The sequence below is a fragment of the Pseudomonas shiyinii genome (genome assembly GCF_056725765.1).
Window position 1 is genome coordinate 3,390,413 of record NZ_CM161522.1, and the last position, 24,561, is coordinate 3,414,973.

The following is a 24,561-nucleotide window of genomic DNA, read 5'->3' on the forward strand; positions in this document are numbered from 1 at the left end:
TGCCGCCCCACGACAGGCAGCGGCACCGGGTTGGCTCAGAAACGTTCGAAGCCGGCCTTGGCCAATTGCAGCGGCGTGCCCGCCACGTAGTCCAGGAAGCAGTGCTCGGTATCGATACCGACGCTGAGCAGCGTTTCCCAGCGTTCGGTATCCGGCATGGCCATGTCCGGGTGGAAGCAGATCGGTGCGCTGTCGCCTTCGGCGCCACACATGGCCTCGGCGCGGGCGCGCAGGTCGTTGCTGCCCATCTGGCCTATCACCTGTTCCAGGTGGCCCAGGCGGCATTGGGTGTCAGCGCGGTCGGCCACGTGCTCGCCCAGGCTCAATTGCGGGTCGAGGAAGTGGTTGGTGTGCAGCAGCCAGCCGTCCTCGCGTGGCAGCACCAGCGCGGTACGCTCGGGGCTCAGCTCGATGCTCACCGCGCGTGGGCTGCAGTCCTCGCGGGAGAACACGGTCAGCACGGTCGAGGCGCTGACCCGCGCCGAACGCGCCAGCTCCACGGCTTCCTCGACGCTGCTCGCGTCCTCCAGCAGGCGCCGGGCAATGGCATGCACCGGCACCCCGCCGCTGTCGTTGTCGCTGGTGTGGTGCAGGATGTTGAAGTGCAGGCCCAGACCTGCGCTGTTCACGCCCAGCTTGGCCAGCATGCCGAATTCGCAGAACAGCTTGACCTGCATGCCACGTTCGGTGTGCAGGCCCAGCATCAGGCCATGAGGGCAGAGGCTGTCGTGCCAGTCCCAGGTCTGCAGGGTCTGCGGTGCCCGCGGACCGCGAGGTGCGTGCACGGTGGTGGAACATTCGCTGTGGCGGGTGCGAGCGGCCAGCACCTCGGTGCGTGCGTTCAAGCTCGCCAGTTGCCACAGCGCAAGGTCCGCTCCCCTGGCCATGCCGACCACTTCCGCCGCCAGGTTCGGGCTCCAGGCTTCCAGGGCTGCCAGGCTGTTCTCGCCGATGCGCTGGGCCTCGCGCAGCGACACGCCGACCCGAGGGAAGAAGTCCAGGTACAGCTGGGTGGTCTGGCGGATCTGCTCGGCGAAACGTTCGCCGATCTGGCGACCGCGCTCGGCGGGGTTGCGGATGTCGGTGACGAGGGTGTGGATCTTCACTGCGGGGGAACTCCTGGTACAGCGGGCTCAAGGCATCGTTGCTGTTTGGGAAAGAGTGGAATGCCTGCTCAGGCGACCACCCTTAGCCTAGCGAGCCGCCTCCCGCCGATCATCGTCACACCCCGCACAACTTTTGTGCCCAGGCGGAAAAACTCAGCCCCGCTCAGCCGCCTCCAGGCCCTGCCCCCGCAGGTGTTCGTGCAGCAAGGCGATGAAAGCCTGCACTTTGCGCGTGTTGCGCCGGTGCGGCAGGTACAGCACATGCACCCAGGGCCCGAACGCGCTCAAGGCCCGCCAGTAGTCGGGCAGCACTTCCACCAGTTGGCCCTTGGCCAGGTAGGGGGCGGCGCACCAAGTGGGCACGAACTGCAGGCCCTGGCCATCGAGCAGGCAAGCCAGCAGGAAGTCGAAGTTGTCGCTGACCAACTTGGGCGTGGGCTGGCGCACGCGCAGGGTCTGCCCGCCCTGCTCGATCCACCAGTAGCTGCGGTTGAGCAACGGGTGACGCAGCAGCAGCCAGTCGTGCTGGGCGTAGTTCTCCAGGGTGATCGAGTCGCCCCGCCGGGCCAGGTAGTCGGGGCTGGCACAGAGGATCACGCGGTTCTCGATCAGCGGCTGGGCGATCAGTTCAGGCTGGTCGGTGGGGCCGTCGCGCAGCGACAGGTCGTAGCCGCCGTCGATCAGGTCTTCATTGGCATCGTTGAGGTTCACCTCCAGGCGCACCTGCGGGTGTTCGCGCATGAACCGGCAGCACACCTGGTTGAGAAACGCCGGGCCGAACGACGGCGGCGCGGTGATGCGCAAGGTGCCCCGCAGCGCGTGCTGCAGCTGTTCCACTTCCTCGGTCACCAGTTGCAGGTGCATCAATGCCTGGCGCGCGCCTTCCAGGTACAGGGTGCCGGCTTCGGTGAGCGCCATGCGCCGGGTGGTGCGCTCGAACAGGCGCACGCCCAGTTCGGTTTCCAGGTGGGCGACGGCCTTGGTGATGGCCGAGGGGGTCTTGCCCAACTGCTCGGCGGCACGGCTGAAACTGCCGTGCTCGGCGGCGGCGACGAAAATGGTCAGGGCCGTCATTTTGTCCATGGTTTCTTCCTGTTCGGCACAAGCGAGGCAATGCGAAGGCGCGGCGAGTATCTGCGCCTTTTCATCAAATCGGCAAATGCCGCGCGATTTGAATAGGCACCGGCATGCCCGGGCTTTGTACCACGGCAATCATAGGCGACGGATTATTTCCCCAGCGCGAAAAAAGTTGTGCCTGCCGTCGCATTTAATCGCCCTTGCGCCTTGGCTAGGCTGCGGCCCCATCACAACAAGAACGAGGCATCGAATGAAGCAGCTCCTGAAGATGGCGATCAGCGCCGGCCTGGCCTGCACCGCCCTGCCGGGCTTCGCGGCGGTCGACCTGATCCTGCACAACGCCAAGGTCTATACCGCCGAGCCAGGCCAGCCGTTGCAGCAGGCCGTGGCAGTCGAGGGCCAGAAGATCGTCGCGGTGGGTTCCGACCAGGCCGTGCTGCGCCTGAAGGTCAGTGGCACGCAGGTGATCGACCTGGGCGGCAAGGTGCTGATGCCAGGCATGCTCGACTCCCACTCCCATGCGATCAAGGGCGGCCTGCAGTTGGAGCTGGCCAACCTGGCCGGTGAGCAGCTGCCCCTCGACGAGCTGGAGCAGCGCCTGCGCCAGTGGCGCCAGGATGGCAAGGCGGTGCGTGGCGAATTCCTTTCCGTCGGTGGCGTGCCGGGCACCTACTGGGACGACATTCCGGCCCTGGAGCAACGCTTCAACCATGGCGAATGGGCCAGGCAGCCGATCCTCCTGGCGGCCAACGACATGCATACCGGCTGGGCCAACCAGGCCATGCTCGAGCGCGCCGGGATCGATGCCAAGACCATCGCGGCGCTGCCTGCCGAGGCACGCAACACCATCGGCCAGCACCAGGACGGTACCCCGAACGGGTTTCTCGCCGATGCCAGCTACTACCCGGTGACCGACCTGCTGCCACCGCTGAGCCACGACACGTTGATGACCGCCGGGCGCATGGCCCTGGACTACAACAAGCAGCTGGGCATCACCGGCTGGATGGACCCACTGGCCAACGAACTGCCAGGGGCCGACGTCAAGAACGATTCGCTGGGCGTGCTGCCGGTCTACAAGGCCCTTTCCGAGCGCGGCGAGCTGACCGCCCACGTCGCCGCCCTGCTGATGGCCGACTCCAAGGCGCGCCCTGCCGACCTGGACGAGCTGGACAAGGTGCGCCAGCAGTTCCTCGGCGTGGAAAACCTCACCCTGCCGGGCATCAAGGTGTTCGCCGACGGCGTTGCCGAGGCCCCGGCACAGACCGCAGCCATGCTCGAGCCTTACAAGAACTCCGGGCAGAACGGCGAACTGCTGCTGGACCCGAAACACTTCGGCGAGCTGGTCAGCGCCGCCGATGCCCGCGGCTGGCTGGTGCACGTGCACGCCATCGGCGACCGCGCCGTGCGCGAGGCGCTCAACGGCGTGGAGCAGGCTCGACGCGAGCGCCACAGCGGCATCCCTCACTCCATCACCCACCTGCAGATGGTCAACCCGAAGGAGTACGCCCGCTTCAAGGGCCTGGACGTGATCGCTTCGATGCAGCTGTACTGGGCCAGCGCCGACGAGAACAACCTCGAGCTGGTCAAGCCGTATGTCGACGCCATAGCCTTCATGCATACCTTCCCGGCCCGTTCACTGTTGAAGAATGGCGCGACCATCGCCGGGGCCAGCGATTGGCCGATCACCACGCCGGAGCCGTGGAAGGCGATCTACCAGGCGGTCAGCCGCAAGGGCCCCAAGGGTGTGCTCAACGCCGAGGAGGCCATCGACCGGGAAACCATGTTCCAGGCCTACACCCTCAATGCCGCGCGGGCCATGCGCCTGGAACAGCAGGTCGGCTCGCTCAAGGTCGGCAAGCAGGCGGACATGATCGTCCTCGACCGCGACGTGCTCACCGTCGAGCCTGAAGCACTGCGTGACACCCAGGTGCTACAGACCTGGTTTGCCGGCAAGCAGATCTACGCGCGCTGATCGCTTCGCAGCCCCTGTGGGAGCGGCGGTGCGGCGGTCCGACTTGTCCCGCGATCAAGGGCGAAGCCCTTGCCAGGCGACGGTGATACCGGGCCCGGCCTAATCGCGGGACAAGCCCGCTCCCACAAAGGGCCTGCAAACCCAAATAGTTAGGCGTTGCTCTATGAGAGCGGGCTTGCCCCGCGATAAAGCCCGCCCTGCCACACCCCACACAAAAACAATAACGGAAACCCTCGAATGCGCCCACGCACCTTCATCGCAGGCGGCCTGCTCGTCTGCACCCCGTTCGCCCACGCCATTGAGCTCAACGACGACTTCAGCCTCGAGGCCAAGGTCGGCATCTTCAGCGACTACCGCACCCGCGGCATCTCCCAGAGCCAGAACGACCCGGCCCTGCAAGGCTCGCTGACCCTCGCCCACAGCAGCGGCCTGTACGCCGGGGTCTGGAGCTCCAACGTCGACTTCGGCTTCGGCAGCCGCACCCGACAGGAACTGGACTACTACGCCGGCTACTTCTGGCAGATCAGCGACGATGTCACCCTCGACACCTCGTACATCAAGTACGTCTACCCGCGCCAGGGCAACTTCAACTATGGCGAGTATCATGCTGAACTGCGTGCCTGGGGTGTGCTGCTGGGCGGCAACTACTCGGACGACTTCAATGGCGACCAGTCGATGCTCTACAACTATGTCGGCTATGGCACCCTGCTGCCCCATGACATCGGCCTGGAAGTGCGCTATGGGCGCAACGACTACAAGGACCCGAGCTGGTTCGCCAACGACGGCAGCAGCCGCAACGCCTACCACGAATGGGAAGTGGAACTGAGCCGCACGATGCTGTCGCTGGACTGGTCGCTCAGCTACATCGACACCAACCTGTCCCAGGCAGAATGTGCCAGCTACCTGGGCTTCAAGGACGTCTGCTCGGCCACGCTGGTTGCCTCGGTCAGCAAAGGTTTCTGATCGATAGCACCTGGGGCGGCTGTACCGCGAAAGGGCTGCACAGCTGCCCCAATCAAGCCTGATGTGGCTCACCTGGCGCCTTGAGCGAAAACCGGCACACCGCCCCACCACGCAACATGCACTCCTGATGCACCGCCACCCCCCCGCCCAAGGCCCCGATCAACGCCAGGTCCAGCTCGCACACCACCGGGTGGGCCTTGGCCAGGTGGTGGAACACGCAGTTGTGGGCCACGATCTCAGCCTCGCCGGACGAACGAAAGAACACCTGCGCCTCGTAGCCGGCATTGTTCATGTGCTCGACGATGCGTGCCTCGTCGACCACCTTCTGCTCCATGCCCTCGGCCATCTTGCGCCCCAGGTTGCGCATCAACGCCAACAGCGCGTCCTGGCCGATCAGCCCGGCGACTTCGTCGATCAGCAGGTTGGCCAGCAGCGGATACTGCCGTGGAAACAGCTCCCGGGCGTGGTCGGTGAGCTGGTGCAACTGCTCCGGGCGCCGCCCGGTAGGCCGGGTGGCGCCGCGTTGGACCAGGCCGTCACGCTCCAGCGCCGCCAGGTGCTGGCGCACCGCGGTGCGGGTGACCGCCAGGGCCTGCGACAGCTCGTCGATGCTCATGCCTCCAGGCTGGTAGAGCAACGCGTTGAGCAGGTCCTGCTGGGTACGGCCCAAGCCTTCGAGCATCGGGTTGCCTCCTTGTTCAGAACTTGTCCGGGAACTGCTTGACCAGCGCGCCGGCCAGGGCATCGGCCAAGGCCTGCATGTGCTGGCGCATCATCTGCCAGGTCTGCGCCTCGCCGGCATAGTCACCGGCGGCGAACTGGTCGATCTGCGACAGGTGATGCCCGCCGTGGGCGGTAAGCATCGACAGCAGGGTCTGCTCCGGCAGGTAGGGGTTGGCCTTGGCCAGGAAGGCAGACAACGCCTTGGCATTGCTCGACAGCTCGTTGATGGCCGTTTGCTTGCCGGCCTTGTCCTTGGCCACGGTCGCGTCGCTGTAGTGTTTCACGGCGCCCCAGTGCCCGGCCAGCAGCTTGAGCAACTGGTCGGCGGCGGGCTGGCCGTACAGCGGGGCGATGCTGTTGGCGATGGTGGTGGCATTGCCCACCACCTGCTTGGCGGCGACCTCGGCTTGCTTGTGGTTACCCGCCTGGTTGGCCATGGCGTAGTTCCTGACCCAGAACACATGCTCGACCCAGAGGTCGCGCAGGGCCAGCCGCGTGGTCAGCGCGGCGGAGTCGGTGGTGGGAGAAGCAGCGGGGGCAGAAGTTTGGCTCCAGGCTGGCTGGGCGCACAGGGCCAGCAGCAGCAAGGCGGCGATCTTGAGATTCATGGCAGCACCCTCGGGTGGGATTGGACTGACAAGAATAATTTAAGCATCAAAATATGTTTTTATTAGTGGCTGCCTGAGATTCCGATCAATGGTCTTGAGGCTACTTCGCGTCCATCGCCGGCAAGCCGGCTCCCACCAGTCCTGCGCTGTTTTCAGAGACATCGCCAGACCTGTGTGAGCCGGCTTGCCGGCGATGGGGCCGCCTCAGATCCTGAAGCTGCCCACCAGCTGTTTCAGACGCCCCGCCTGCTGGCTCAGGGCATCGCAATGGCGCAGGGTTTCATTGAGGTTCTCCACCCCTTGCTGGTTGAGGCTGTTGATCTGGGTGATGTCCAGGTTCAGGCTCTCGACCACCGCGCTCTGCTCCTCGGTGGCGGTGGCCACCGACTGGTTCATGCCGTCGATCTCGCCGATGCGCTGGGTCACGCTGGCCAGCCGCTCGCCGGCCTGGTTGGCCACCTGCACGGTCTGCTCGCTGGACACCTGGCTTTCGTTCATGGTGTACACCGCCTCGCGCGAGCCTACCTGCAGGCCGGTGATCATGCGGTGGATCTCTTCGGCCGACTCCTGAGTGCGATGAGCCAGGTTGCGCACCTCGTCAGCCACCACCGCGAACCCACGCCCGGCCTCGCCGGCACGAGCCGCCTCGATGGCGGCGTTGAGCGCCAGCAGGTTGGTCTGCTGGGAGATGCCCTTGATCACGTCGAGGATCTTGCCGATCTCGTCGGTGCTGGCGTTGAGCGCCTCGATCTGCTCGCACGACTCGCTGATCTTCTGCGACAACGCGGTCATGGCGTTGATCGCATCGTCCACCACCTGACGGCCGTCGTTGGCCTGGTCGCTGGCGCCGCTGGCATGCTGCGAGGCGTCGGCGGCGTTGCGGGCGATCTCCTGGGTGGCGGCGCCCAGCTGGTTGATCGCCGCGGCGACGCTGTTGGTGCGCATGCTCTGCTCCTCGGAGCCGATGATCGAGGCGTTGGAGGCGTGGACCACCTTCTCCGACAGGTCATGCACCAGGCGGGTGGCCGAGGACACCTCGCTGATCGAGGCGTGAATACGCTCGACGAAGCGGTTGAACGAAGTGGCCAGTTCGCCGAACTCGTCCTTGTGCTGCACTGCCAGGCGGCGAGTCAGGTCGCCTTCGCCTTCGGCGATGTCCTGCATGGCGCGGCCCATGGTGGTCAGCGGGCGCATCAGCACCGGGATCAGCAGGCCCAGCAGGCCGGCGATGGCGGCCACGGCGATGAGCATGGCGATGATCGCCGAGGTGCGAAACTGGCTCAGGCCTGCGTAGGCCTTGTCCTTGTCGATGGACAGGCCGATGTACCACTGGGCCGAGGGCAGGCCCTGCACGGGGGCGAAGGAAATGATGCGGTCCAGGCCATTCAAGGTGACGTCCTGCATGCCCGGCTCGACCTTCAAGGCGGCCTCGGGGTAGATGTCTTTGAGGTTCTTCATCACCTGGTCCTGGTCAGGGCTGACGATCACCTGGCCGTTGCGGTCGGCGAGGAAGGCATGGCCGATGCCGCCGAAGTCCACCGAATTGATCAACCGCACCAGGGTATCCAGGCTCAGGTCGGCGCCTGCCACGCCCAGCAGCTCACCGCTGGCCTTGGCCTTGACCGGCGTGACGATGCTCATCATCAAGCCACCGACGGTGCCCTGGTAAGGCGGGGTCAATACCGTGCCACCGGCATTGGCGGCTTCGCCGTACCAAGGCCGCTTGCGTGGGTCGAAACCTTCAGGCAACTCCACGAATGGCCGCTGGGTGAATACCCCGTCAGCCTGGCCGAGGTAGGTGAAGAGGAAGTTCTGCGTATAGGACGGTTGCTCGACCAGACCGGCGACATGTTCGCCGATGCCCTGCTGAGCGATGTCCTGGGCGAGGTTCTCGAGCATCAGGATGCGCCCGCTCATCCAGTTCTGCACGCTGCTGGCGGTCAAGGCGCCAGCCTGCTGCACGGAAGACTCGATGTTCTGGCGGATGGTGTTGCGCTGCAGGTAGTCGTTGTAGAGGGTGAACAAGGCAAACGCCAATACCACGACGCCGCAGGCACTGAGCAGTACCTTGTGGCGGAATTTCAGGTTCATGTTCCGGACCTTGGATGGATTGTTCTTTTTATCGCACGCCCATGACTCGATGGCGGGACTCTCGCTTCCCTATCGGCTGGCTGTGTATGAATCTTGAACGCTGTAGCGATTTTTCATACAAGCATCCAGCCATTTTTCCTACTCAACACCGTAAAAACAGCCGAGCGTACACTGGCCGGGCCCTTGAACATTTGTAGGGGAATGATCCGAACAATCGATCTTGAAAAAGACCGATAACAAGCATTTCGACGTCTGCCTACCGGCATTGTGCGCGCCCATAATGGCCCCACAACAACAAGAGGAGCCCAGCTCCGCAGAGGCAGACACATGTACAAAGACCACATCGTCAAACCTCGGGCGACCGATAACGTCGCATTCATGGGCGCAATCGCCGTGGCGATCTTCACCCTGGCGCTGTTCACCGGCCTGGGCGAAAGCGGCCTGGCCCGGTTGATGGGCCCGATCGTTCTCGACCTGCATGCCCCCTTGCTGCGCGATATCGCAGTGGCGGGCACCCTCACCGTCACCCTGGTGCTGAACCTGTTCATCCTCGGCCGCTTCCCTTTGCGTGCCCAGGTCATCACGGTGTGGTGCGAGCTGCTGGTGCTGTTCCTGCTGTTCTTCGATACCTTCAATTTGTCCTACAGTTTCATCGCCAGCAAAGTCGGCTTCATGATCACCCAAGGGGTGTTCACCACCGTCTACGTCTCCACCCTGTCCATCGCCATCGCCTTCGTCCTGGCACTGCTGGGCGCAACGGCTCGGCTGTCCTCCAACGGTTTTGCCATTGCCATCGCCAGCTTCTACACCTCGTTCTTCCGCGGCGTACCACTGCTGATCCAGATCTACCTGATCTACCTGGGCATCCCCCAGCTCGGCTATGTGGTCGGGGCCGTGCCGGCAGGGGTCCTGGCGCTGTCGCTGTGCTATGGCGCCTACATGACCGAGATCTTCCGCGCCGGCATCAGCAGCATTCCACGCGGTCAATGGGAAGCGTCCCGGGCCATCGGCCTGACACCCCTGCAAACCATGACCCGAGTGATCCTGCCGCAGTCCATGCGCCTGATCATCCCGCCAACCGGCAACCAGTTCATCTCCATGCTCAAGGACAGTTCGCTGGTATCGGTGATCGGCGTCTGGGAGCTGATGTTCCTCGCCCGCACCCAGGGGCGTGCCGAGTTCCGCCATCTGGAAATGCTGATCACCGCCGCCGTGCTCTACTGGCTGCTGTCGATCCTCCTGGAAACCGTCCAGGCCCGCCTGGAAAAGCGCTTCGACCGCGCCCACCGCTGAACAAGGAGCCCTTCGATGAACCTGGCCCACACACCCGCGGTTTCGCCAGCGGTGGCGATCCGCGACCTGCAGAAATGGTACGGCGACTTCCATGTGCTCAAGGGTATCGACCTACAGATCGACAGCGGCGAGATCGTGGTCATCTGCGGCCCGTCCGGGTCCGGCAAGTCCACTTTGATTCGTTGCCTTAACCTGCTGGAGGACTTCCAGCAAGGCGAGGTGCTCATCGCCGGCAATGCCCTGACCCGCAGCGCCACGAGCGTGGCCGCCATTCGCCGCCAGGTCGGCATGGTGTTCCAGCAGTTCAACCTGTTCCCACACCTGACCGTACTGGAGAACCTCATGCTCGGCCCACGCCTGGTCAGCCGGCTCAGCGAGGCCAAGGCACGCGAACTGGCCTACGAATACCTCGACCGGGTGCGCATCAAGAGCCAGGCCGACAAGTTTCCCGGCCAGCTCTCCGGCGGCCAGCAGCAACGGGTGGCCATCGCCCGTGCGCTGTGCATGCGCCCCCGCATCATGCTGTTCGACGAACCGACCTCGGCGCTCGACCCGGAAATGGTCAAGGAAGTGCTCGACGTGATGGGCGAGCTGGCCCAGGACGGCATCACCATGCTGTGCGTGACCCATGAGATGGGCTTCGCCCGCAAGGTGGCGGACCGGATCATCTTCATGGACCAGGGTCGCATCATCGAACAGGCCGAGCCCCAGGCCTTCTTCGACAACCCGCGGCATGAACGCGCCCGGGAATTCCTTTCGCAAATCCTCAGCCACTGACATCCGACAACAACAACCGTGTAACCGGAGACCTACCGATGACCTCAGTCGCTCGCCTATTCGCTGCCGCCGCTGTCGCCGGCGCCCTGTCGATCACCACCTGCGCGGCCTGGGCCGGCGCGACCCTGGAACGTATCCAGCAAAGCAAGGTGCTGAAGGTGGCCACCGCTGCCAACTGGCCGCCCCAGTCGTTCCTCGACGCGGACAACACCCTCAAAGGTTTCGACATCGACGTGGCCAACGAAATCGGCCGCCGCCTGGGCAGCCAGGTGACCTTCGTCACGCCGGAGTACGGCATCATCACCGCCGGGCACTGGTCCAGCCGCTGGGACCTGTCGGTCGGCTCCATGACACCGACCACCGAGCGTAGCCGGGTCCTGGACTTCCCGGCCATCTACTACTACACGCCCTATGTGTTCGCGGTGCACAAGGATGCCGCCGGCACCAAGGCCGCCGACCTCAACGGCAAGGTCATCGGCGTCGAGGCCGGCACCACCTCCGAGGACTACATCAACCGTCGGCTGAAGATAGACGCCCAGGACGTGCCGCCCTTCAGCTATGACGTGCAACCGGGTGACGTGCAGACCTACGGCGACAGCATGGGCCCGCTGGACGACCTGCGCATCGGCAACGGCACCCGCCTGGACGCCACCCTCTCGGCGTTGCCGACCATCATGGGGGCGATCAAGCACGGCTATCCCATCGTGCCGGTGGAAGGCAAGCCGGCCTACTACGAACCCCTGGCCATCGCCGTGGACAAGGGCGACGAAGCCTTCAGCGCCGAGCTCGCCAAGATCGTCGCCGGTATGAAGGCCGACGGCACGCTCAAGCAGTTGTCTGAAAAATGGTACGGCGCCGACCTCACCAAAGTGCAGTAGCCGTCGTAATGCGCCGCCGCGCAGGGAAGCGGCCGGCGAGCGCAGCCCCCAACACCTGTAAACCACCGAACTGGCGCCCTTACCTCACGCAGGGCGCATGGCCTCCCTGTGCCCAAAGGATGACCCATCCCATGTCCACCTACAGCAACAACTACTACACCGCCACCATGCGCCCTGCCCCACCGCGCCCACCGCTACAGGGCACCGTCCAGGCCGACGTCTGCATCATCGGCGGCGGCCTGGCGGGGCTGAGCTGCGCCTGGGAGCTGCTCGCGCGGGGGCGGTCGGTGGTGCTGCTGGAGGCTGCACGCATCGCCTGGGGTGCATCGGGCCGCAACGGTGGGTTCGTCCTGCAAGGCTGGTCGGAAGGTTTATCGGCCATCGAGCGACGCTGCGGCACCCACACCGCGGCATCGCTGTTCAAGCTGTCGCTCGAAGGGGTCGACATCGTGCGCGACATGATCACCGAGCACCAGCTGGAGGGCTGCGCCCCGACCACCGGCAAGCTCAGCGTGGTGCGCTACGACGACGCCGACAACCTGCAGCGCCTGCGCGATCGCATGGCACGTGAGTTCGACTTCGACCTGCACTACCTCGATACCCAGGCAATCCGTGGCCAGTTGAATACCGATCGGTACTTCCAGGGCCTTCGCGACAGCCATGGTTTCCATTTCCATCCGTTGAACTACTGCCTGGGCCTGGCCAAGCGGATCGAAGACAAGGGCGGTCGGATCCACGAGCATTCATCGATGGTGCAGGTGCACAGCCGCGCGGGCCGGCACCGGGTCCAGACCCGACACGGCACTGTCGACTGTGCCGATGTGGTGTATTGCTGCGGCGGTTATGGCGGCCCGGAGTTCGGCCGCCTGCGCCGCGCATTCCTGCCCATTGCCACCTACGTGGTGCTGACCGAGCACCTGGGCGAACGTCTGAGGGATGTGGTGCGCACCACCGATGCCGTGGGCGACAACCGCCGTGCCTCGGACTACTACCGCATCGTCGATGGCGATCGCCTGCTGTGGGGCGGTCATATCACCACGCGTAACCTGCAGGATGAAAAACGCCTGGGGCAGTTGTTGACCCGCGACATCCTGGCCGTCTACCCCCAACTGCAAGGGTTGAAGATCGAAAAAGCCTGGTCGGGGCTGATGGGCTATGCACGCCACAAGATGCCGCACATCGGCCCCATCGGGCCGCGGCTGTGGTCCTGTACATCGTTCGGGGGCCATGGTATGAACACCGCTCCCATCGGTGCGCGGGTGGTCGCCGAGGCCATCTGCGGTGAAACCGATCGCCATCGGCTGTTCGATGCCTACGGCCTGGAATGGAATGGCGGGCCCTTCGGCCCGGCCGCAGCGCAAACAGTCTATGCCGGCCTCAAGCTGATGGACATGTTCCAGGAAGCACGTTCGCATCGGCGGGCCGCCCTCAAGCCATGAAACCGACCGAGGCCATCACCCCCCATGGATGCGCAGACCCCCGGCACCCTATTCAGCCTGACCGAGAAGGACAGGCAACTGCTCGCCCTGCTGCAGGCCAACGCCCGCGAACCCACCGCCTCGCTGGCACGCAAGCTCGGCGTGGCGCGCTCGTCGGTGCAAGAGCGCATCCAACGCCTGGAAAAAGCCGGGGTGATCACCGGCTATAGCGTGCGCATCGACCAGGACAAGCTGCGCCAGACCATCAACTGCTTCACCATGACCTCCTGCACCAACAAGAGCTACACCGACGTGATGACCGCCTTGCGCAAGATGGAGGCGGTGCAGGCGGTGTATGCGGTGTCTGGCGAGTCGGACTTCATCATCCACCTGGCCACCCACACCCTGGGCGAGCTCAACGCCGAGCTCACCCGTATCAATATGATCAAGGGTGTGGCCCACACGGCCTCGCATATCGTCATGGAAACCAAGTTCAGCCGACGCCTGGAGTTGTAGCGCCCTGCCTGTATGGCGTATTTCAAGGCGATCTGTAGCTAACACCCGCCTGGTGGCTGCTCTAGCATCGAGCCCACTGATGGAGGGCATGCCATGAACGAAGTCCCCGGCAATATCGACTGCGCGGGCCTGAAGGTCCGCCGCCTCGGCCTCGACGATCTGGACGTGATCTGCCGCCACCGCGAGCGGATGTTCCTGGAGGCCGCCGGCGATCCTGAACAACTTCGCCAGATGACCGAGCATTTTCGGCCCTGGCTGTCACAGCGCCTGGGCGATGGCCGCTACTACGGCTTCGCCTTGGTAGAGGGCGAGCAGGTCGCCGCCGCCATCGGCCTGATGAGCATCGACTGGCCACCGCACCCGGCCCACCCGACCCGCGACCAACGTGGCTATGTGTTGAACGTGTTCGTCGAACCCGACTACCGGCGCCGCGGCCTGGCGTCAGCGTTGATGAAGCTGGCCGAGGCCGAGTTCGCCCGGCGCGACATAGCGTTCGCCGTGCTGCATGCCACCGAGGCCGGCAGGCCGGTGTATCTGGCGCAGGGGTGGAACGCCACCGCTGAAATGGCCAAGCACTTGGGTTGAAAGCGTGCAAGCCGGTATGGCGCTATCCCTAAAAATAGCGCAGGACAGGTGGGAGCCGGCTTGCCGGCGATAGGGCCGGACCCGGTAAAAAAAAAACCCAGCCATAGGATGACTGGGGTTTTTGATCACACCGAAAACGGTGTGTTCCAGAATTACTGCTGCTGCGGCAGCTTGTCGATCGGACCGCAACCGCCAATAACTTTGGAAATGGAAACCGAAGGGTGGAACAGGTAGTCGTACGAGCAGTTCTTCTGCTGGTTGAAGACTTGGCCGGTGCAACCGGAGAGCAGCGCCACGCCGGAAACGACAGCGACAGCAACAGTGGCCTTGATCAGCTTTTTCATTACTAAATCCTTTAATTTATAATTCACCACCGTACTGATGGCGCCGCGATATTAGCAAACGCGTTCAAAAAAAAGAATTGCCAATGTGCACAGGCTTAGTTGAACGGTTACAACGGCTTGTTTATCAATCCAAATCCTTGATCCCCTTTAGTATTTCCACTCAATTGAATGCCTGTTCGTCATACAAAAGTACCGCTCGAAAGTGTGACTTGCATCACGAAAGGCAACTTGTGAAGTTCAACTCGCTGGCCTGTTCCTCTTCACATTTTGGCCGCTTCAAAGCAATTGACGCACCTCCTCGACCACCTGCCGGTTGACCCAAACCCCTTGCGCCTGCGATCGCTTGCGGGCACTGAAGCGACGCTGGGAAGGCAGGCGTGCACCCTGTTCGGTGATCGCGGCGAACAGGTGTTCCGCCCGCTGCATCCCGGCTTCGACATCGTCCCCCAGGAAGGCCTTGGGGTCGAAGGCCAGCAAAAGCTCGCCATGGCACGGCGTGGCACCGGCGCCGGCATCGAACGCCATGGATTCGAGGCTGGTCATGTCACCGATCAGCGCGCCAGCGAGCAATTCGATCATCGCCGCCAGGGCCGAGCCCTTGTGGCCGCCGAAGGTTTGCATCGCACCCGCCAGCGCCGCGCTCGCATCGTTGGTCGGCTGGCCATCGCTGTCCAGCGCCCAGCCATCGGGGATCGGCTTGCCCTGGCGGGCGTGCAGTTCGATGTCGCCACGGGCGATGGCGCTGGTCGCGAAGTCGAACACGAACGGCTCGTTGCCCGGGCGCGGCCAGGCGAACGCCAGGGGGTTGGTGCCGAACACGCCGCGCTTGCCACCGGCCGGCGCTACCCAGCTGTGGCTGGGAGTCATTGCCAGGCCGACCAACCCGTGGGCGGCGATGGCCTCGACTTCCGGCCACAGGGCCGAGAAGTGGAAACAGTTGCGGATGACCAGCGCTGCGATCCCTTGCTGCCGTGCCTTCTCCACCAACACCGGCAGGCCGGTCTGGAAGGCCAGGAGCGAATAGCCCTGATGCGCATCCACCTTGACGATGGATGGGCCCTGGTCGTGCACCGTCGGCAACACTGCCGGGTCGACCTTGCCGGAGCGCAGCGAACGCACGCACACCAGTACCCGGTACAGGCCATGGGAATGGCACTCGTCGCGCTGACCCTGGGTGATCACCTCGGCAATGGCCTGGGCGTGGGCCATGGACATGCCATTGGCGTGCAGGGCATTGACCGCCAGGTCATGGACCTCCTCGAGGCTCAGGTGGACGGAATCATTCTGGTTCATGTTTTTTCTCCTCGGAACAACGCGCCCCCTGCGGACACGGCTGTGCCATCACGGCGCCGTGACCAGGGCTTTCGCCCTGGATCGCGGGGCGTCGGGTCAGCTGGCGTGTGCAGTGCTCAACCCCTTCACGGCAGGTTGCGCGTGGGGCTCGTCTTCTTCATCGGCCTCCAGGCGCACCAGGTGGGCCGGCACGCCGGTGCAGGCGCCCCAGTAGTAGATGCCCAGCGAGCACAGGGCGACGATGACGTTGTCCAGCGGATGGGCCAACACGCCCAGGCCGCCGAAGCTGCCGAGCTTGGACAGCACGATGATCATCGCGTAGAAGCCCACCAGCCAGAGCGAGGAACGCACCTGTTGTTTGAGCGACAGGTGCTCGGTGGGCACGAAACGCCCGGCCAGCAGGTAGACCAGGAACATCAGGATCTGCAGGCTGAGCAGCCAGGACACGGTGTTCCAGCCGGACCAGTAGACGATCAGCGAGGCGATGATGAACGACACAGGGCCCAGCACGCCCAAGGCCTTGACCCGGAACGGACGCACCAGCTCCGGGGCGCTGCGGCGCAGGGCGGCGACCGAGACCGGCGCCACCGCGTAGCTGAGCACCAGCGCAGCGGACACCACGTTGATCAGCGCCTCCCAGGACGGGAACGGCAAGGTCCAGAAGATCGACATGGCGAAGGTCAGCCACAGGGCCGGGCGTGGAATGCCGGACCCCTCGTCGATGCGTGTGAACACCTTGAAGAAGGTGCCAGTACGCGCCCAACCGTAGATGACCCGCGGCGTGGCGTTCATGTAGATGTTGCCGCAGCCGCTCGGCGAGATCACCGCATCGGCGATCACCAGATAGGCCAGCCAGCCGACGCCCAGGGTGATGGCAATGTCACGGTACGGCAGCGAGAATTCCTTGCTGATCTGGCCCCAGCCGTTGGCGAGCATTTCGGTCGGCACACTGCCGAGGAACGCCACTTGCAACAGCACATAGATGGCCGTGGACAGCAGCACGGAAAGAATGAGCGCGATCGGGATGGTGCGTTGCGGGTGACGCACCTCGCTGGCCACCGAGATGATCGGCGTCAGGCCCAGGTAGGCGAAGATGATGCCGCCACCGGACACGGCCATCTCGATGCCGGACATGCCGAACGGCGCGAAGCCCTGGATTTCCAGGTTCTCCGGGCTGAAGAAGCTGTAGAGCACGACGATGACCAGTAAGGGCACGATGAACTTGAAGGTGCTGATCAGGTTATTGGTCTTGGCGAAGGTCTTGACGCTGCGGTAGTTGACCACGAAGAACAGGCACAACAGGGCGAACTGCACCAGCCAGCCGGCCAGGGTCGCGTCGTTGCTACCAGGCTTGGTCAGCTGCGGGAACCAGGCCGCGGCGTACTGCCGCGAGGCGACCACTTCGATCGCCACCAGGCTCGAGAACGCGATGATGGTGATGAAGCCCATCAGGTAGCCCAGCAACGGGCCATGGGAAAACACCGGGTAGCGCACCACGCCGCCGGCGCGTGGCAAGGCGGCGCCCAGTTCGCAGTAGACGATGCCCAGCAGCAGCACGGCGAAACCGCCGATCAGCCAGGAGATGATGCCCGCCGGGCCGGCGATGGCCGAGACGTGGCTGGCAGCGAACAGCCAGCCGGAGCCGAAGATTGCGCCCAGGCCGATGAACGTCAAGTCCATCAGCGACAGTTGTTTCTTGAATTTACCTTGGCCTGACATAGCTAAGCCCTTTTTTGTGGATTATTGAAATAGGCAGAAACTGTGTTGGAGATCGTGGTCGTTCGCAGGTGAAGCAAAGGCCTCTGGGTTCGAGGAGTGACGCTTGTCGCGATGGCGCAAGCGGCGTTTCCTGTTTCAGCGATAGGTTGCAAAAGCCCGTTCCAGACAGGCGGATGGTCTATGGCCGCCGGGCAGGAGTCAGGGTCGAGGAGGTGCCAGGCACGCTCGTTCTTTTCTAGGTTGAACTGATCGCGGCCAGGATTGCTTGATGGTTTTCATCAACCCTGATGACGAATTCGGCACAATTTGCATCCGCTGCTTGACGCCGGGCTGCCCTGTGCAGGCATCCTGAAAAAAACAATCTGCCCCGTGCCACACGCCCCAGGGATGGGCTCCCAACCTGCAGGACCGCCACCATGCCCGAGTCGCATTTCGCCGCCCTCAGCGAAGGCCTCAGCGCCCATCGCCCGAAGAACATGAAGGAGCTCATGGGCTGCATCTCGCTGATGCAACCCATGCTCGATGCCATCCCCAACGCCGTGATCTTCGTCAAGGACGCGCAAGCCAGGTACCTGATGGCCAACCGCACGCTGGTGGAGCGCTGCGGCTTGAAGTCCCTCACCCCGCTGCTGGGGCGCACCAGCGCGCAGGTCTTTCCGGCGCAGCTCGGGCCGGGCTACACCGAGCAGGACCGGCGCGTGCTCGAAGGCGCCCTGGTGTTGCAGGACCAGTTGGAAGTGCACCTGTACGGGACACAGCAACCGGGCTGGTGCCTGACCCACAAGCGCCCGATCCTCAACCGCCAGGGCGAGGTCATGGGCCTGATCGGGATTTCCGTCGACTTGCAGTCCGCCGCCCAGGCGCACCCGGCGTACCAGCGGTTGTCGGCGGTGGATGCCTACATCCGCGAGCACTACCACCGCCCGATCACCCTCGATGACCTCACCGCGGTCGCCGGCCTGTCCGTGGCGCAGCTGGAGCGCTACTGCAAGCGGATCTTCCACCTCACGCCGCGGCAGATGATCCACAAGGCCCGGCTGGAGCAGGCGCACCTGTTGCTGCATTCCGAGCTGCCGATCACCGAGGTGGCGCTGCGCTGCGGCTACTCCGACCACAGCGCCTTCTCCCGGCAGTTCAAGACCATGACCGGCTTCACACCGCGCCAGTATCGCCAGGCGACCCGCGGCTGATCGACTCGGGCCCGCCCGCTCCTACGATGTCGGCGTGGTGGCGATAAAAACGTGTGAGAGGCTTGATTGTATAAAATCTACATTGTATAAAATCTGCAATCCGCCCCCCCCCCAGCCCTCCGGCTGATGCTTGCAGAGGATCCATAATTTCAATGAAAAGCATCCATGTCATCGACTCCCACACCGGCGGCGAACCCACCCGCCTGGTCATGAGCGGCTTCCCTGCCCTCGCCGGCCAGACCATGAGCCAGCAGCGCGATCACCTGCGCAACGAGCACGATCAGTGGCGCCGCGCAACCCTGCTCGAGCCCCGCGGCAACGATGTGCTGGTCGGCGCCCTGTACTGCGAGCCCGTTTCGCCGGGCGCTACCTGCGGCGTGATCTTCTTCAACAACACCGGCTACTTGGGCATGTGCGGCCACGGCACCATCGGCCTGGTCGCGTCGCTGCACCACCTGGGCATCATCGAGCCGGGCGCGCACAAGATCGACACCCCCGTCGGCCCGGTGGAAGCCACCCTGCACAGCGATGGTTCGGTGACCGTGCGCAACGTGCCAGCCTACCGCTACCGTCACGATGTACCGGTACAGGTGCCAGGCTACGGCGAAGTGCGGGGCGATATCGCCTGGGGCGGCAACTGGTTCTTCCTGGTCTCCGAACATGGCCAGACCCTGGAGCTGGGCAATGTCGAGGCGCTGACCGCCTATACCTGGGCCATCCTGCAAGCACTGGAGGCCAACGGCATCTACGGCGAGGACGGCGGCGTGATCGACCACGTCGAGCTCTTTGCCGCTGACCCGCAGGCCGACAGCCGCAATTTCGTGATGTGCCCGGGCAAGGCCTATGACCGCTCGCCGTGTGGCACCGGTACCAGCGCCAAGCTCGCCTGCCTGGCCGCCGACGGCAAGCTTGCACCGGGCCAGGCCTGGGTCCAGGCCAGCATCACCGGCAGCCGCTTCGAAGGCCGCTACGAACAGGAAGGCGAACGTATTCGCCCCTCCATCACCGGCCGTGCCCATGTCACGGCAGACAGCCAACTGCTGATCGACGAGCAGGACCCCTTCGCCTGGGGCATCTGCCAGTAACCCGAGCACGTCGCCTTACGACGCGACACCCCTGACCACCGACCTGAATGAATGCTTCAAGGAGCCCACAATGACTGACAATATCTTCACCGGCTGCATTCCTGCCCTGATGACCCCCTGCACCCCAGAGCGCAAGCCCGACTTCGACGCGCTGGTGAAAAAGGGCCGTGAGCTGATCGATATCGGCATGAGCGCGGTGGTGTACTGCGGCTCCATGGGCGACTGGCCGCTGCTGACCGAAGCCGAGCGCCAGGAAGGCGTGGCGCGCCTGGTCGCCGCCGGCATCCCGACCATCGTCGGCACCGGCGCGGTCAACTCCCGCGAAGCGGTTTCCCACGCAGCCCATGCCGCCAAGGTCGGTGCCCATGGCCTGATGGTCATCCCGCGCGTGCTCTCCCGCGGCTCGTCGATCCCGGCCCAGAAGGCGCACTTCAAGGCCATCCTGGAAGCCGCGCCGAACCTGCCGGCGGTGATCTACAACAGCCCCCACTACGGTTTCGCCACCCGCGCCGACCTGTTCTTCGAACTGCGCAGCGAGCACCCGAACCTGATCGGCTTCAAGGAGTTCGGTGGCGCGGCAGCCATGAGCTATGCGGCCGAGTTCATCACCTCCAAGGACAACGAAGTGACGCTGATGGCTGGCGTGGATACCCAGGTGTTCCATGGCTTCGTCAAGTGCAACGCCACCGGCGCCATCACCGGTATCGGCAACGCCCTGCCGCGTGAAGTGCTGCAACTGATCGCACTGTGCAAGCAGGCCGCCGCCGGCGACGCCAAGGCCCGTCGCCTGGCGCTGGAGCTCGAAGGCGCCCTGGCCATCCTGTCCTCGTTCGACGAAGGCGTCGACCTGGTGCTGTACTACAAGCACCTGATGGTGCTCAACGGCGACAAGGAATACACCCTGCACTTCAACGAGACCGACGTGCTGAGCGAGTCCCAGCGCCGCTACGCGGAAAACCAGTACGCGCAGTTCCGTCAGTGGTACGCCAGCTGGGTAGCTGAAAACAACCTGGCCTGATCCCACGCCTGCTTCATCTCCCTGAGGCGGCACGCCTGCCGGCGTGCCGTCTTTCTCCCCCGCCCCTGTCTGGCGCGGGAATTTCCGTCTTCTCGACCTCAGGAGAGCCCCATGAGTCTTTCAGGTAACCTGCTGATCGGCCAACGCGCCGTTGCCGGCACGCAAGCACCGGTCCATGCCATCAACCCTGCCACCAATGAGCGGCTCGAACCGGCCTACCTCGGTGGCAGCCGCGAGCATGTCGAGCTCGCCTGCAGCCTCGCCTGGGACGCGTTCGACCGCTATCGCGAGACATCGCTGGAAGCCCGCGCGGCCTTCCTCGAACGCATCGCCCAGCACATCGAGGCCCTTGGCGACACGCTGGTCCAGCGCGCCGTGGCCGAGTCCGGCCTGCCGCAAGCCCGCATCCAGGGCGAGATCGGCCGCACCTGCTTCCAACTGCGCACCTTCGCCCGCACTGTACGTACCGGCGAGTGGCTGGACGTGCGCGTGGACCAAGCCCTGCCCGAACGCCAGCCCCTGCCACGCCCCGACCTGCGCCAGCGCCATATCCCCTTGGGCCCGGTGGCCGTGTTCGGCGCCAGCAACTTCCCCCTGGCCTTCTCCGTGGCCGGCGGCGACACCGCTTCGGCCTTGGCGGCGGGCTGCCCGGTGATCGTCAAGGCCCATAGCGCCCACCCCGGCACCAGCGAGCTGGTCGGCCGTGCCATCCAGCAGGCGGTGCGCGAGTGCGACCTGCCCGAAGGCGTGTTCTCGCTGCTGTACGGCTCGGGCACCGAAATCGGTATCGGCCTGGTCAACGACCCACGTATCAAGGCCGTGGGCTTCACCGGCTCGCGCAGCGGTGGCATGGCCCTGACCCAGGCCGCCCAGGCACGCCCGGAGCCGATCCCGGTGTATGCCGAGATGAGCTCGATCAACCCGGTGTTCCTGTTCGAGTCGGCCCTGCGCAACCGTGGCGCCGCCCTGGCCGAAGGTTTCGTCGTCTCGCTCAACCAAGGCGCGGGCCAGTTCTGCACCAACCCTGGGCTGGTCATTGCTATAAAAGGCGCCGCCCTGGACGCCTTCATCACCGCCGCCGCTGACGCCATAAGCAAAAGCCCGGCCCAGACCATGCTAACTCCAGGCATCTACAAGACCTACAGCAACGGCGTCCAGGCCTTGGCCAGCAATGCCAATGCCCACCTGCAGGCCAAAGGTGTCGCAGGCGAAGGCCACAACCAGTGCCAGTCTCACCTGTTCGTCAGCAGCGCCAGCGACTTCATGCGCGACCACGCCCTGCAGGCCGAAGTGTTCGGCTCCGCCTCGCTGATCGTCCAGTGCGATGACTTGGCCCAGGCCAGCCAGGTAGCCGAGCAGCTCGAAGGCCAGCTCACCGCCACGGTGCATATGGATGCTGCCGACAGCGAAGCGGTCGCCACCCTGCTGCCGACGCTGGAGCGCAAGGCCGGGCGAATCCTGGTCAATGGCTGGCCGACCGGCGTGGAAGTGTGCGATGCCATGGTCCATGGCGGCCCGTTCCCGGCCACCTCCGATGCCCGCAGCACCTCGGTGGGCACTGCGGCGATCCTGCGTTTCCTGCGCCCGGTGTGCTACCAGAACTTCCCGGACGACCTGCTGCCGCCAGCGATCAAGCAGGGCAACCCGCTGAACCTCGGCCGCCTGGTGAATGGCCAGCGAGAGCACTGACCGGCCATGGGCAGACCTCCACCGACAGCCCCGCGCCACGTCGGTGGATGCTGCCAGGCCCTTTTGCATACAATATGCAAATTCCAACCGGGTCCCTGAACAGTAACTATGGCTAGCTTCAAGACACGTGCCCAGCACGTTGCGGACGATCTTCGCAAACGGATACTCAGCGGCGAGTTCAAAGGCGCCACCCAGCTGCGCCAGGACGCGCTCGCGCGCGACTACGACGTCAGCCGCATTCCGGTGCGCGAGGCACTGTTGACCCTGGAGGCCGAAGGCCTGGTGGAGTTCCACCCCCACCGGGGCGCGTTCACCACCGAACTCTCCACGGCCACCATCCGCGAACTGTTCGACCTGCGCGTGCTGCTCGAATGCAGGGCACTGGCGCAGGCCATCCCGAAGCTGACCCCAAGCGAACTGGACCGCGCCGAGCGCCTGCTGGACCAATACGACGCCGCACTGGACTCGGGCAGCGATATCGACAACTGGAGCGAGCTGAACTTCGCCTTCCACACCGCGCTCTACTCGCCCGCCCAATTGCCGGAAACCCTGGCGATGATCACGCACCTGAACACCAAGTGCGACCGCTATATCCGCATGCAGCTGCTTTATACGCGGGAGATCCAGAAGGCCGAGAAAGAGCACCGCGAGTTGCTCGAGTTTGCCCGCAACAAAGACATCGAGGCGGCCTGCCGCCTGCTGGACCGCCATATCCGTGAAGCCTGCGAGGGCATCGTCGCGGTCCTGGAAAACAGCTTGAACCACTGACCCCGCGCCCTGGGCATTTTCCAGGGCGTGGTTCGGACAAACCAATTGTATAAAATCTACGATCACGAGGTAGCGGATGCATTCTGACGAACTTCACCGTGCCGCCAGTAACGACGCCTATGACATCGCCGTGGTCGGCGCAGGGGTCGTAGGCGTCGCCTGTGCCCTCGCTCTATCCCGCCAAGGGCACCGCGTGCTGGTGCTGGATCGGGACGAACCGGGCAAGGGTGCATCGTTCGGCAACGCCGGCCATTTGGCCACCGAGCAGGTATTTCCCATTGCCGACGTGTCCATCCTCAAGCGCCTGCCGGCCATGCTGCTGGACCCGATGGGGCCGCTGCGCCTGGATTGGCGCTACCTGCCCAAGGCCTTGCCCTGGTTCACCCGATTGCTGCTGAACCTGCGCCAGCGCCCCTACCGCAACAGCGTCGCTGCATTGCGCGCGCTGAACGAAGCCAGCCTCGATGCCTGGCGCCGGTTGTTGGCCTCGATCGGGCATGCGCAGCTCCTCAAGGACGACGGCTCGCTGCTGGTGTTCGAGCGCCCTGAATCACGCAGCGCCATCGAGGCCCTCAAGCAGAAGATGCAGGCCCAGGGCGTGCCCGTCGAGTTCTGGGATGCCGCCGCCGTACAACGCACCGCGCCGCAGTTGGCCGAGTCGATCCAGGGCGGGCTGTTCTTCCCCGCGACCGGGCATTTCATCGATCCGCACCTGGTAGTGACGACGCTGGTTCAGGCCGCCCGGGAAAACGGCGTGCGCTTTGCCCAGGAACACGTCGACAGCGGCCAATTGGTAGCCGACGGCGTGGCGCTACGCACCGGCAGCGGCGAGGTTCGAGCCCGCAAGGTATTGATCGCCTGCGGCGCCCATTCGGCCAAGCTCACCCGACAACTCACCGGCAAGACAGTCCCACTGGACACCGAGCGCGGCTACCACCTGATGCTGCCCCACGAGCACGACCGCCTACCCCTGGCCGTGACCTTCATGGAGCGGCGCTTCATCATGACGCCTATGCAAGGCGGTCTGCGCCTGGCAGGCACCGTGGAGTTCGCCGGGCTGGAGCGCGCGCCCAACATGCAACGTGCCTGGCAGCTTCATCGCCTGAGCCAGGGCCTGTTCAAGAATGAATTGAATATCGAAGCCGCGAGCACCTGGATGGGCTTTCGCCCTTCCCTGCCCGACTCATTACCCGTGATCGACCAGGCCTGCGACGGCCGCGTGCTGCTCGCCTTCGGCCACCAGCACCTGGGGCTGACCCAGGCGGCGACCACTGCGGAAATGGTGGCGTCCATGGCCGGGCAGGTTCCACCGGGCATCCCCTCGCTGCCTTCCCTCACGCCCTACCGGCTGGATCGTTTCTAGCGTCCCACCGCCATCGCGGCAAGCCCGCCCCACACAGGGGCGGGCTCTTGCATGGCAGCCACTATATAGAAGGGGCCACATGAGC

The 24,561-nt window shown here is 64.6% G+C and carries 22 protein-coding genes and 1 pseudogene; 14 read left to right on the plus strand and 9 right to left on the minus strand.

Features of this window, described 5'->3' with window-relative positions; translation table 11 throughout:
- Nucleotides 1-35: 35 nt before the first annotated feature.
- Nucleotides 36-1,106 carry a C45 family autoproteolytic acyltransferase/hydrolase gene (locus ACXHGZ_RS15225; RefSeq protein WP_480460448.1) on the minus strand — a complete coding sequence of 357 codons (1,071 nt, stop codon included), beginning with the start codon at nt 1,104-1,106 and terminating at the stop codon, nt 36-38.
- Between the two features lie 153 nt (nt 1,107-1,259).
- Complete coding sequence (locus tag ACXHGZ_RS15230; RefSeq protein ID WP_480460449.1) at nt 1,260-2,189, minus strand: LysR family transcriptional regulator; 930 nt, start codon at nt 2,187-2,189, stop codon at nt 1,260-1,262.
- Between the two features lie 244 nt (nt 2,190-2,433).
- Here ACXHGZ_RS15230 and ACXHGZ_RS15235 point away from each other — a divergent pair, with 244 nt between their 5' ends.
- Both ACXHGZ_RS15235 and ACXHGZ_RS15240 read left to right on the plus strand, forming a co-directional pair.
- Complete coding sequence (locus tag ACXHGZ_RS15235) at nt 2,434-4,155, plus strand: amidohydrolase (protein ID WP_480460451.1); 1,722 nt, start codon at nt 2,434-2,436, stop codon at nt 4,153-4,155.
- Between the two features lie 237 nt (nt 4,156-4,392).
- Nucleotides 4,393-5,118: a TorF family putative porin gene (locus ACXHGZ_RS15240; protein ID WP_480460452.1), complete on the plus strand. Its 726-nt coding sequence runs from the start codon at nt 4,393-4,395 to the stop codon at nt 5,116-5,118.
- 52 nt (nt 5,119-5,170) lie between these two features.
- Here the strand turns inward: ACXHGZ_RS15240 and ACXHGZ_RS15245 are convergent, their stop codons facing one another.
- The 4 genes and pseudogenes from ACXHGZ_RS15245 to ACXHGZ_RS15260 form a co-directional block, all read right to left on the minus strand.
- Nucleotides 5,171-5,800: a helix-turn-helix transcriptional regulator gene (locus ACXHGZ_RS15245; protein ID WP_480460453.1), complete on the minus strand. Its 630-nt coding sequence runs from the start codon at nt 5,798-5,800 to the stop codon at nt 5,171-5,173.
- A gap of 16 nt (nt 5,801-5,816) precedes the next feature.
- Complete coding sequence (locus ACXHGZ_RS15250; RefSeq protein ID WP_084858355.1) at nt 5,817-6,449, minus strand: hypothetical protein; 633 nt, start codon at nt 6,447-6,449, stop codon at nt 5,817-5,819.
- Between the two features lie 204 nt (nt 6,450-6,653).
- On the minus strand, nt 6,654-7,394 hold the full coding sequence (locus tag ACXHGZ_RS15255) for a methyl-accepting chemotaxis protein (RefSeq protein WP_418889830.1): 741 nt from the start codon (nt 7,392-7,394) through the stop codon (nt 6,654-6,656).
- Between the two features lie 114 nt (nt 7,395-7,508).
- Nucleotides 7,509-8,540 (minus strand): annotated as a pseudogene (locus ACXHGZ_RS15260) (HAMP domain-containing protein); the annotation flags it as partial.
- A 327-nt stretch (nt 8,541-8,867) separates the two neighbouring features.
- Here ACXHGZ_RS15260 and ACXHGZ_RS15265 point away from each other — a divergent pair.
- The 6 genes from ACXHGZ_RS15265 (at nt 8,868) to ACXHGZ_RS15290 (ending at nt 14,007) form a co-directional block, all read left to right on the plus strand.
- On the plus strand, nt 8,868-9,833 hold the full coding sequence (locus ACXHGZ_RS15265) for an amino acid ABC transporter permease (protein WP_368829717.1): 966 nt from the start codon (nt 8,868-8,870) through the stop codon (nt 9,831-9,833).
- A 15-nt stretch (nt 9,834-9,848) separates the two neighbouring features.
- Nucleotides 9,849-10,610 carry an amino acid ABC transporter ATP-binding protein gene (locus ACXHGZ_RS15270; RefSeq protein WP_324815134.1) on the plus strand — a complete coding sequence of 254 codons (762 nt, stop codon included), beginning with the start codon at nt 9,849-9,851 and terminating at the stop codon, nt 10,608-10,610.
- Between the two features lie 38 nt (nt 10,611-10,648).
- Complete coding sequence (locus ACXHGZ_RS15275; protein WP_084858001.1) at nt 10,649-11,488, plus strand: transporter substrate-binding domain-containing protein; 840 nt, start codon at nt 10,649-10,651, stop codon at nt 11,486-11,488.
- 131 nt (nt 11,489-11,619) lie between these two features.
- The gene (locus tag ACXHGZ_RS15280) at nt 11,620-12,927 is read left to right on the plus strand and encodes an NAD(P)/FAD-dependent oxidoreductase (RefSeq protein ID WP_480460455.1); all 1,308 of its coding nucleotides are present in this window, start codon (nt 11,620-11,622) and stop codon (nt 12,925-12,927) included.
- Nucleotides 12,928-12,951: 24 nt separating this feature from the next.
- Nucleotides 12,952-13,422 (plus strand): Lrp/AsnC family transcriptional regulator, encoded by a 471-nt coding sequence (locus ACXHGZ_RS15285; protein WP_480460456.1) that lies wholly within the window; start codon nt 12,952-12,954, stop codon nt 13,420-13,422.
- A gap of 93 nt (nt 13,423-13,515) precedes the next feature.
- A complete protein-coding gene (locus ACXHGZ_RS15290) occupies nt 13,516-14,007 on the plus strand; it encodes a GNAT family N-acetyltransferase (RefSeq protein WP_480460458.1) in 492 nt (163 codons plus the stop codon).
- A 152-nt stretch (nt 14,008-14,159) separates the two neighbouring features.
- On the opposite strand, the gene ACXHGZ_RS15295 is transcribed toward ACXHGZ_RS15290, so the two are convergent.
- The 3 genes from ACXHGZ_RS15295 to ACXHGZ_RS15305 form a co-directional block, all read right to left on the minus strand.
- A complete protein-coding gene (locus tag ACXHGZ_RS15295) occupies nt 14,160-14,351 on the minus strand; it encodes a DUF4223 family protein (protein ID WP_084858005.1) in 192 nt (63 codons plus the stop codon).
- Nucleotides 14,352-14,627: 276 nt separating this feature from the next.
- Nucleotides 14,628-15,644 carry an Ldh family oxidoreductase gene (locus tag ACXHGZ_RS15300; protein ID WP_480460460.1) on the minus strand — a complete coding sequence of 339 codons (1,017 nt, stop codon included), beginning with the start codon at nt 15,642-15,644 and terminating at the stop codon, nt 14,628-14,630.
- A gap of 96 nt (nt 15,645-15,740) precedes the next feature.
- Nucleotides 15,741-17,363, minus strand: coding sequence for an APC family permease (locus ACXHGZ_RS15305; protein ID WP_480460462.1), 1,623 nt, complete (start codon nt 17,361-17,363; stop codon nt 15,741-15,743).
- A 476-nt stretch (nt 17,364-17,839) separates the two neighbouring features.
- On the opposite strand from ACXHGZ_RS15305, the gene ACXHGZ_RS15310 reads away from it, so the two are divergent.
- From ACXHGZ_RS15310 to ACXHGZ_RS15335, 6 genes are all read left to right on the plus strand, one after another.
- On the plus strand, nt 17,840-18,553 hold the full coding sequence (locus ACXHGZ_RS15310; protein WP_480464067.1) for a PAS domain-containing protein: 714 nt from the start codon (nt 17,840-17,842) through the stop codon (nt 18,551-18,553).
- Between the two features lie 152 nt (nt 18,554-18,705).
- Nucleotides 18,706-19,638, plus strand: a complete 933-nt coding sequence (locus ACXHGZ_RS15315) for a 4-hydroxyproline epimerase (protein ID WP_324815152.1) — start codon at nt 18,706-18,708, stop codon at nt 19,636-19,638.
- Nucleotides 19,639-19,708: 70 nt separating this feature from the next.
- Complete coding sequence (locus ACXHGZ_RS15320) at nt 19,709-20,656, plus strand: dihydrodipicolinate synthase family protein (RefSeq protein ID WP_084858010.1); 948 nt, start codon at nt 19,709-19,711, stop codon at nt 20,654-20,656.
- Nucleotides 20,657-20,767: 111 nt separating this feature from the next.
- A complete protein-coding gene (locus tag ACXHGZ_RS15325) occupies nt 20,768-22,345 on the plus strand; it encodes an aldehyde dehydrogenase (NADP(+)) (RefSeq protein ID WP_480460465.1) in 1,578 nt (525 codons plus the stop codon).
- Between the two features lie 108 nt (nt 22,346-22,453).
- Nucleotides 22,454-23,113 carry a GntR family transcriptional regulator gene (locus ACXHGZ_RS15330; protein ID WP_324815160.1) on the plus strand — a complete coding sequence of 220 codons (660 nt, stop codon included), beginning with the start codon at nt 22,454-22,456 and terminating at the stop codon, nt 23,111-23,113.
- A gap of 76 nt (nt 23,114-23,189) precedes the next feature.
- The gene (locus ACXHGZ_RS15335; RefSeq protein ID WP_480460467.1) at nt 23,190-24,476 is read left to right on the plus strand and encodes an NAD(P)/FAD-dependent oxidoreductase; all 1,287 of its coding nucleotides are present in this window, start codon (nt 23,190-23,192) and stop codon (nt 24,474-24,476) included.
- Nucleotides 24,477-24,561 lie beyond the last annotated feature (85 nt).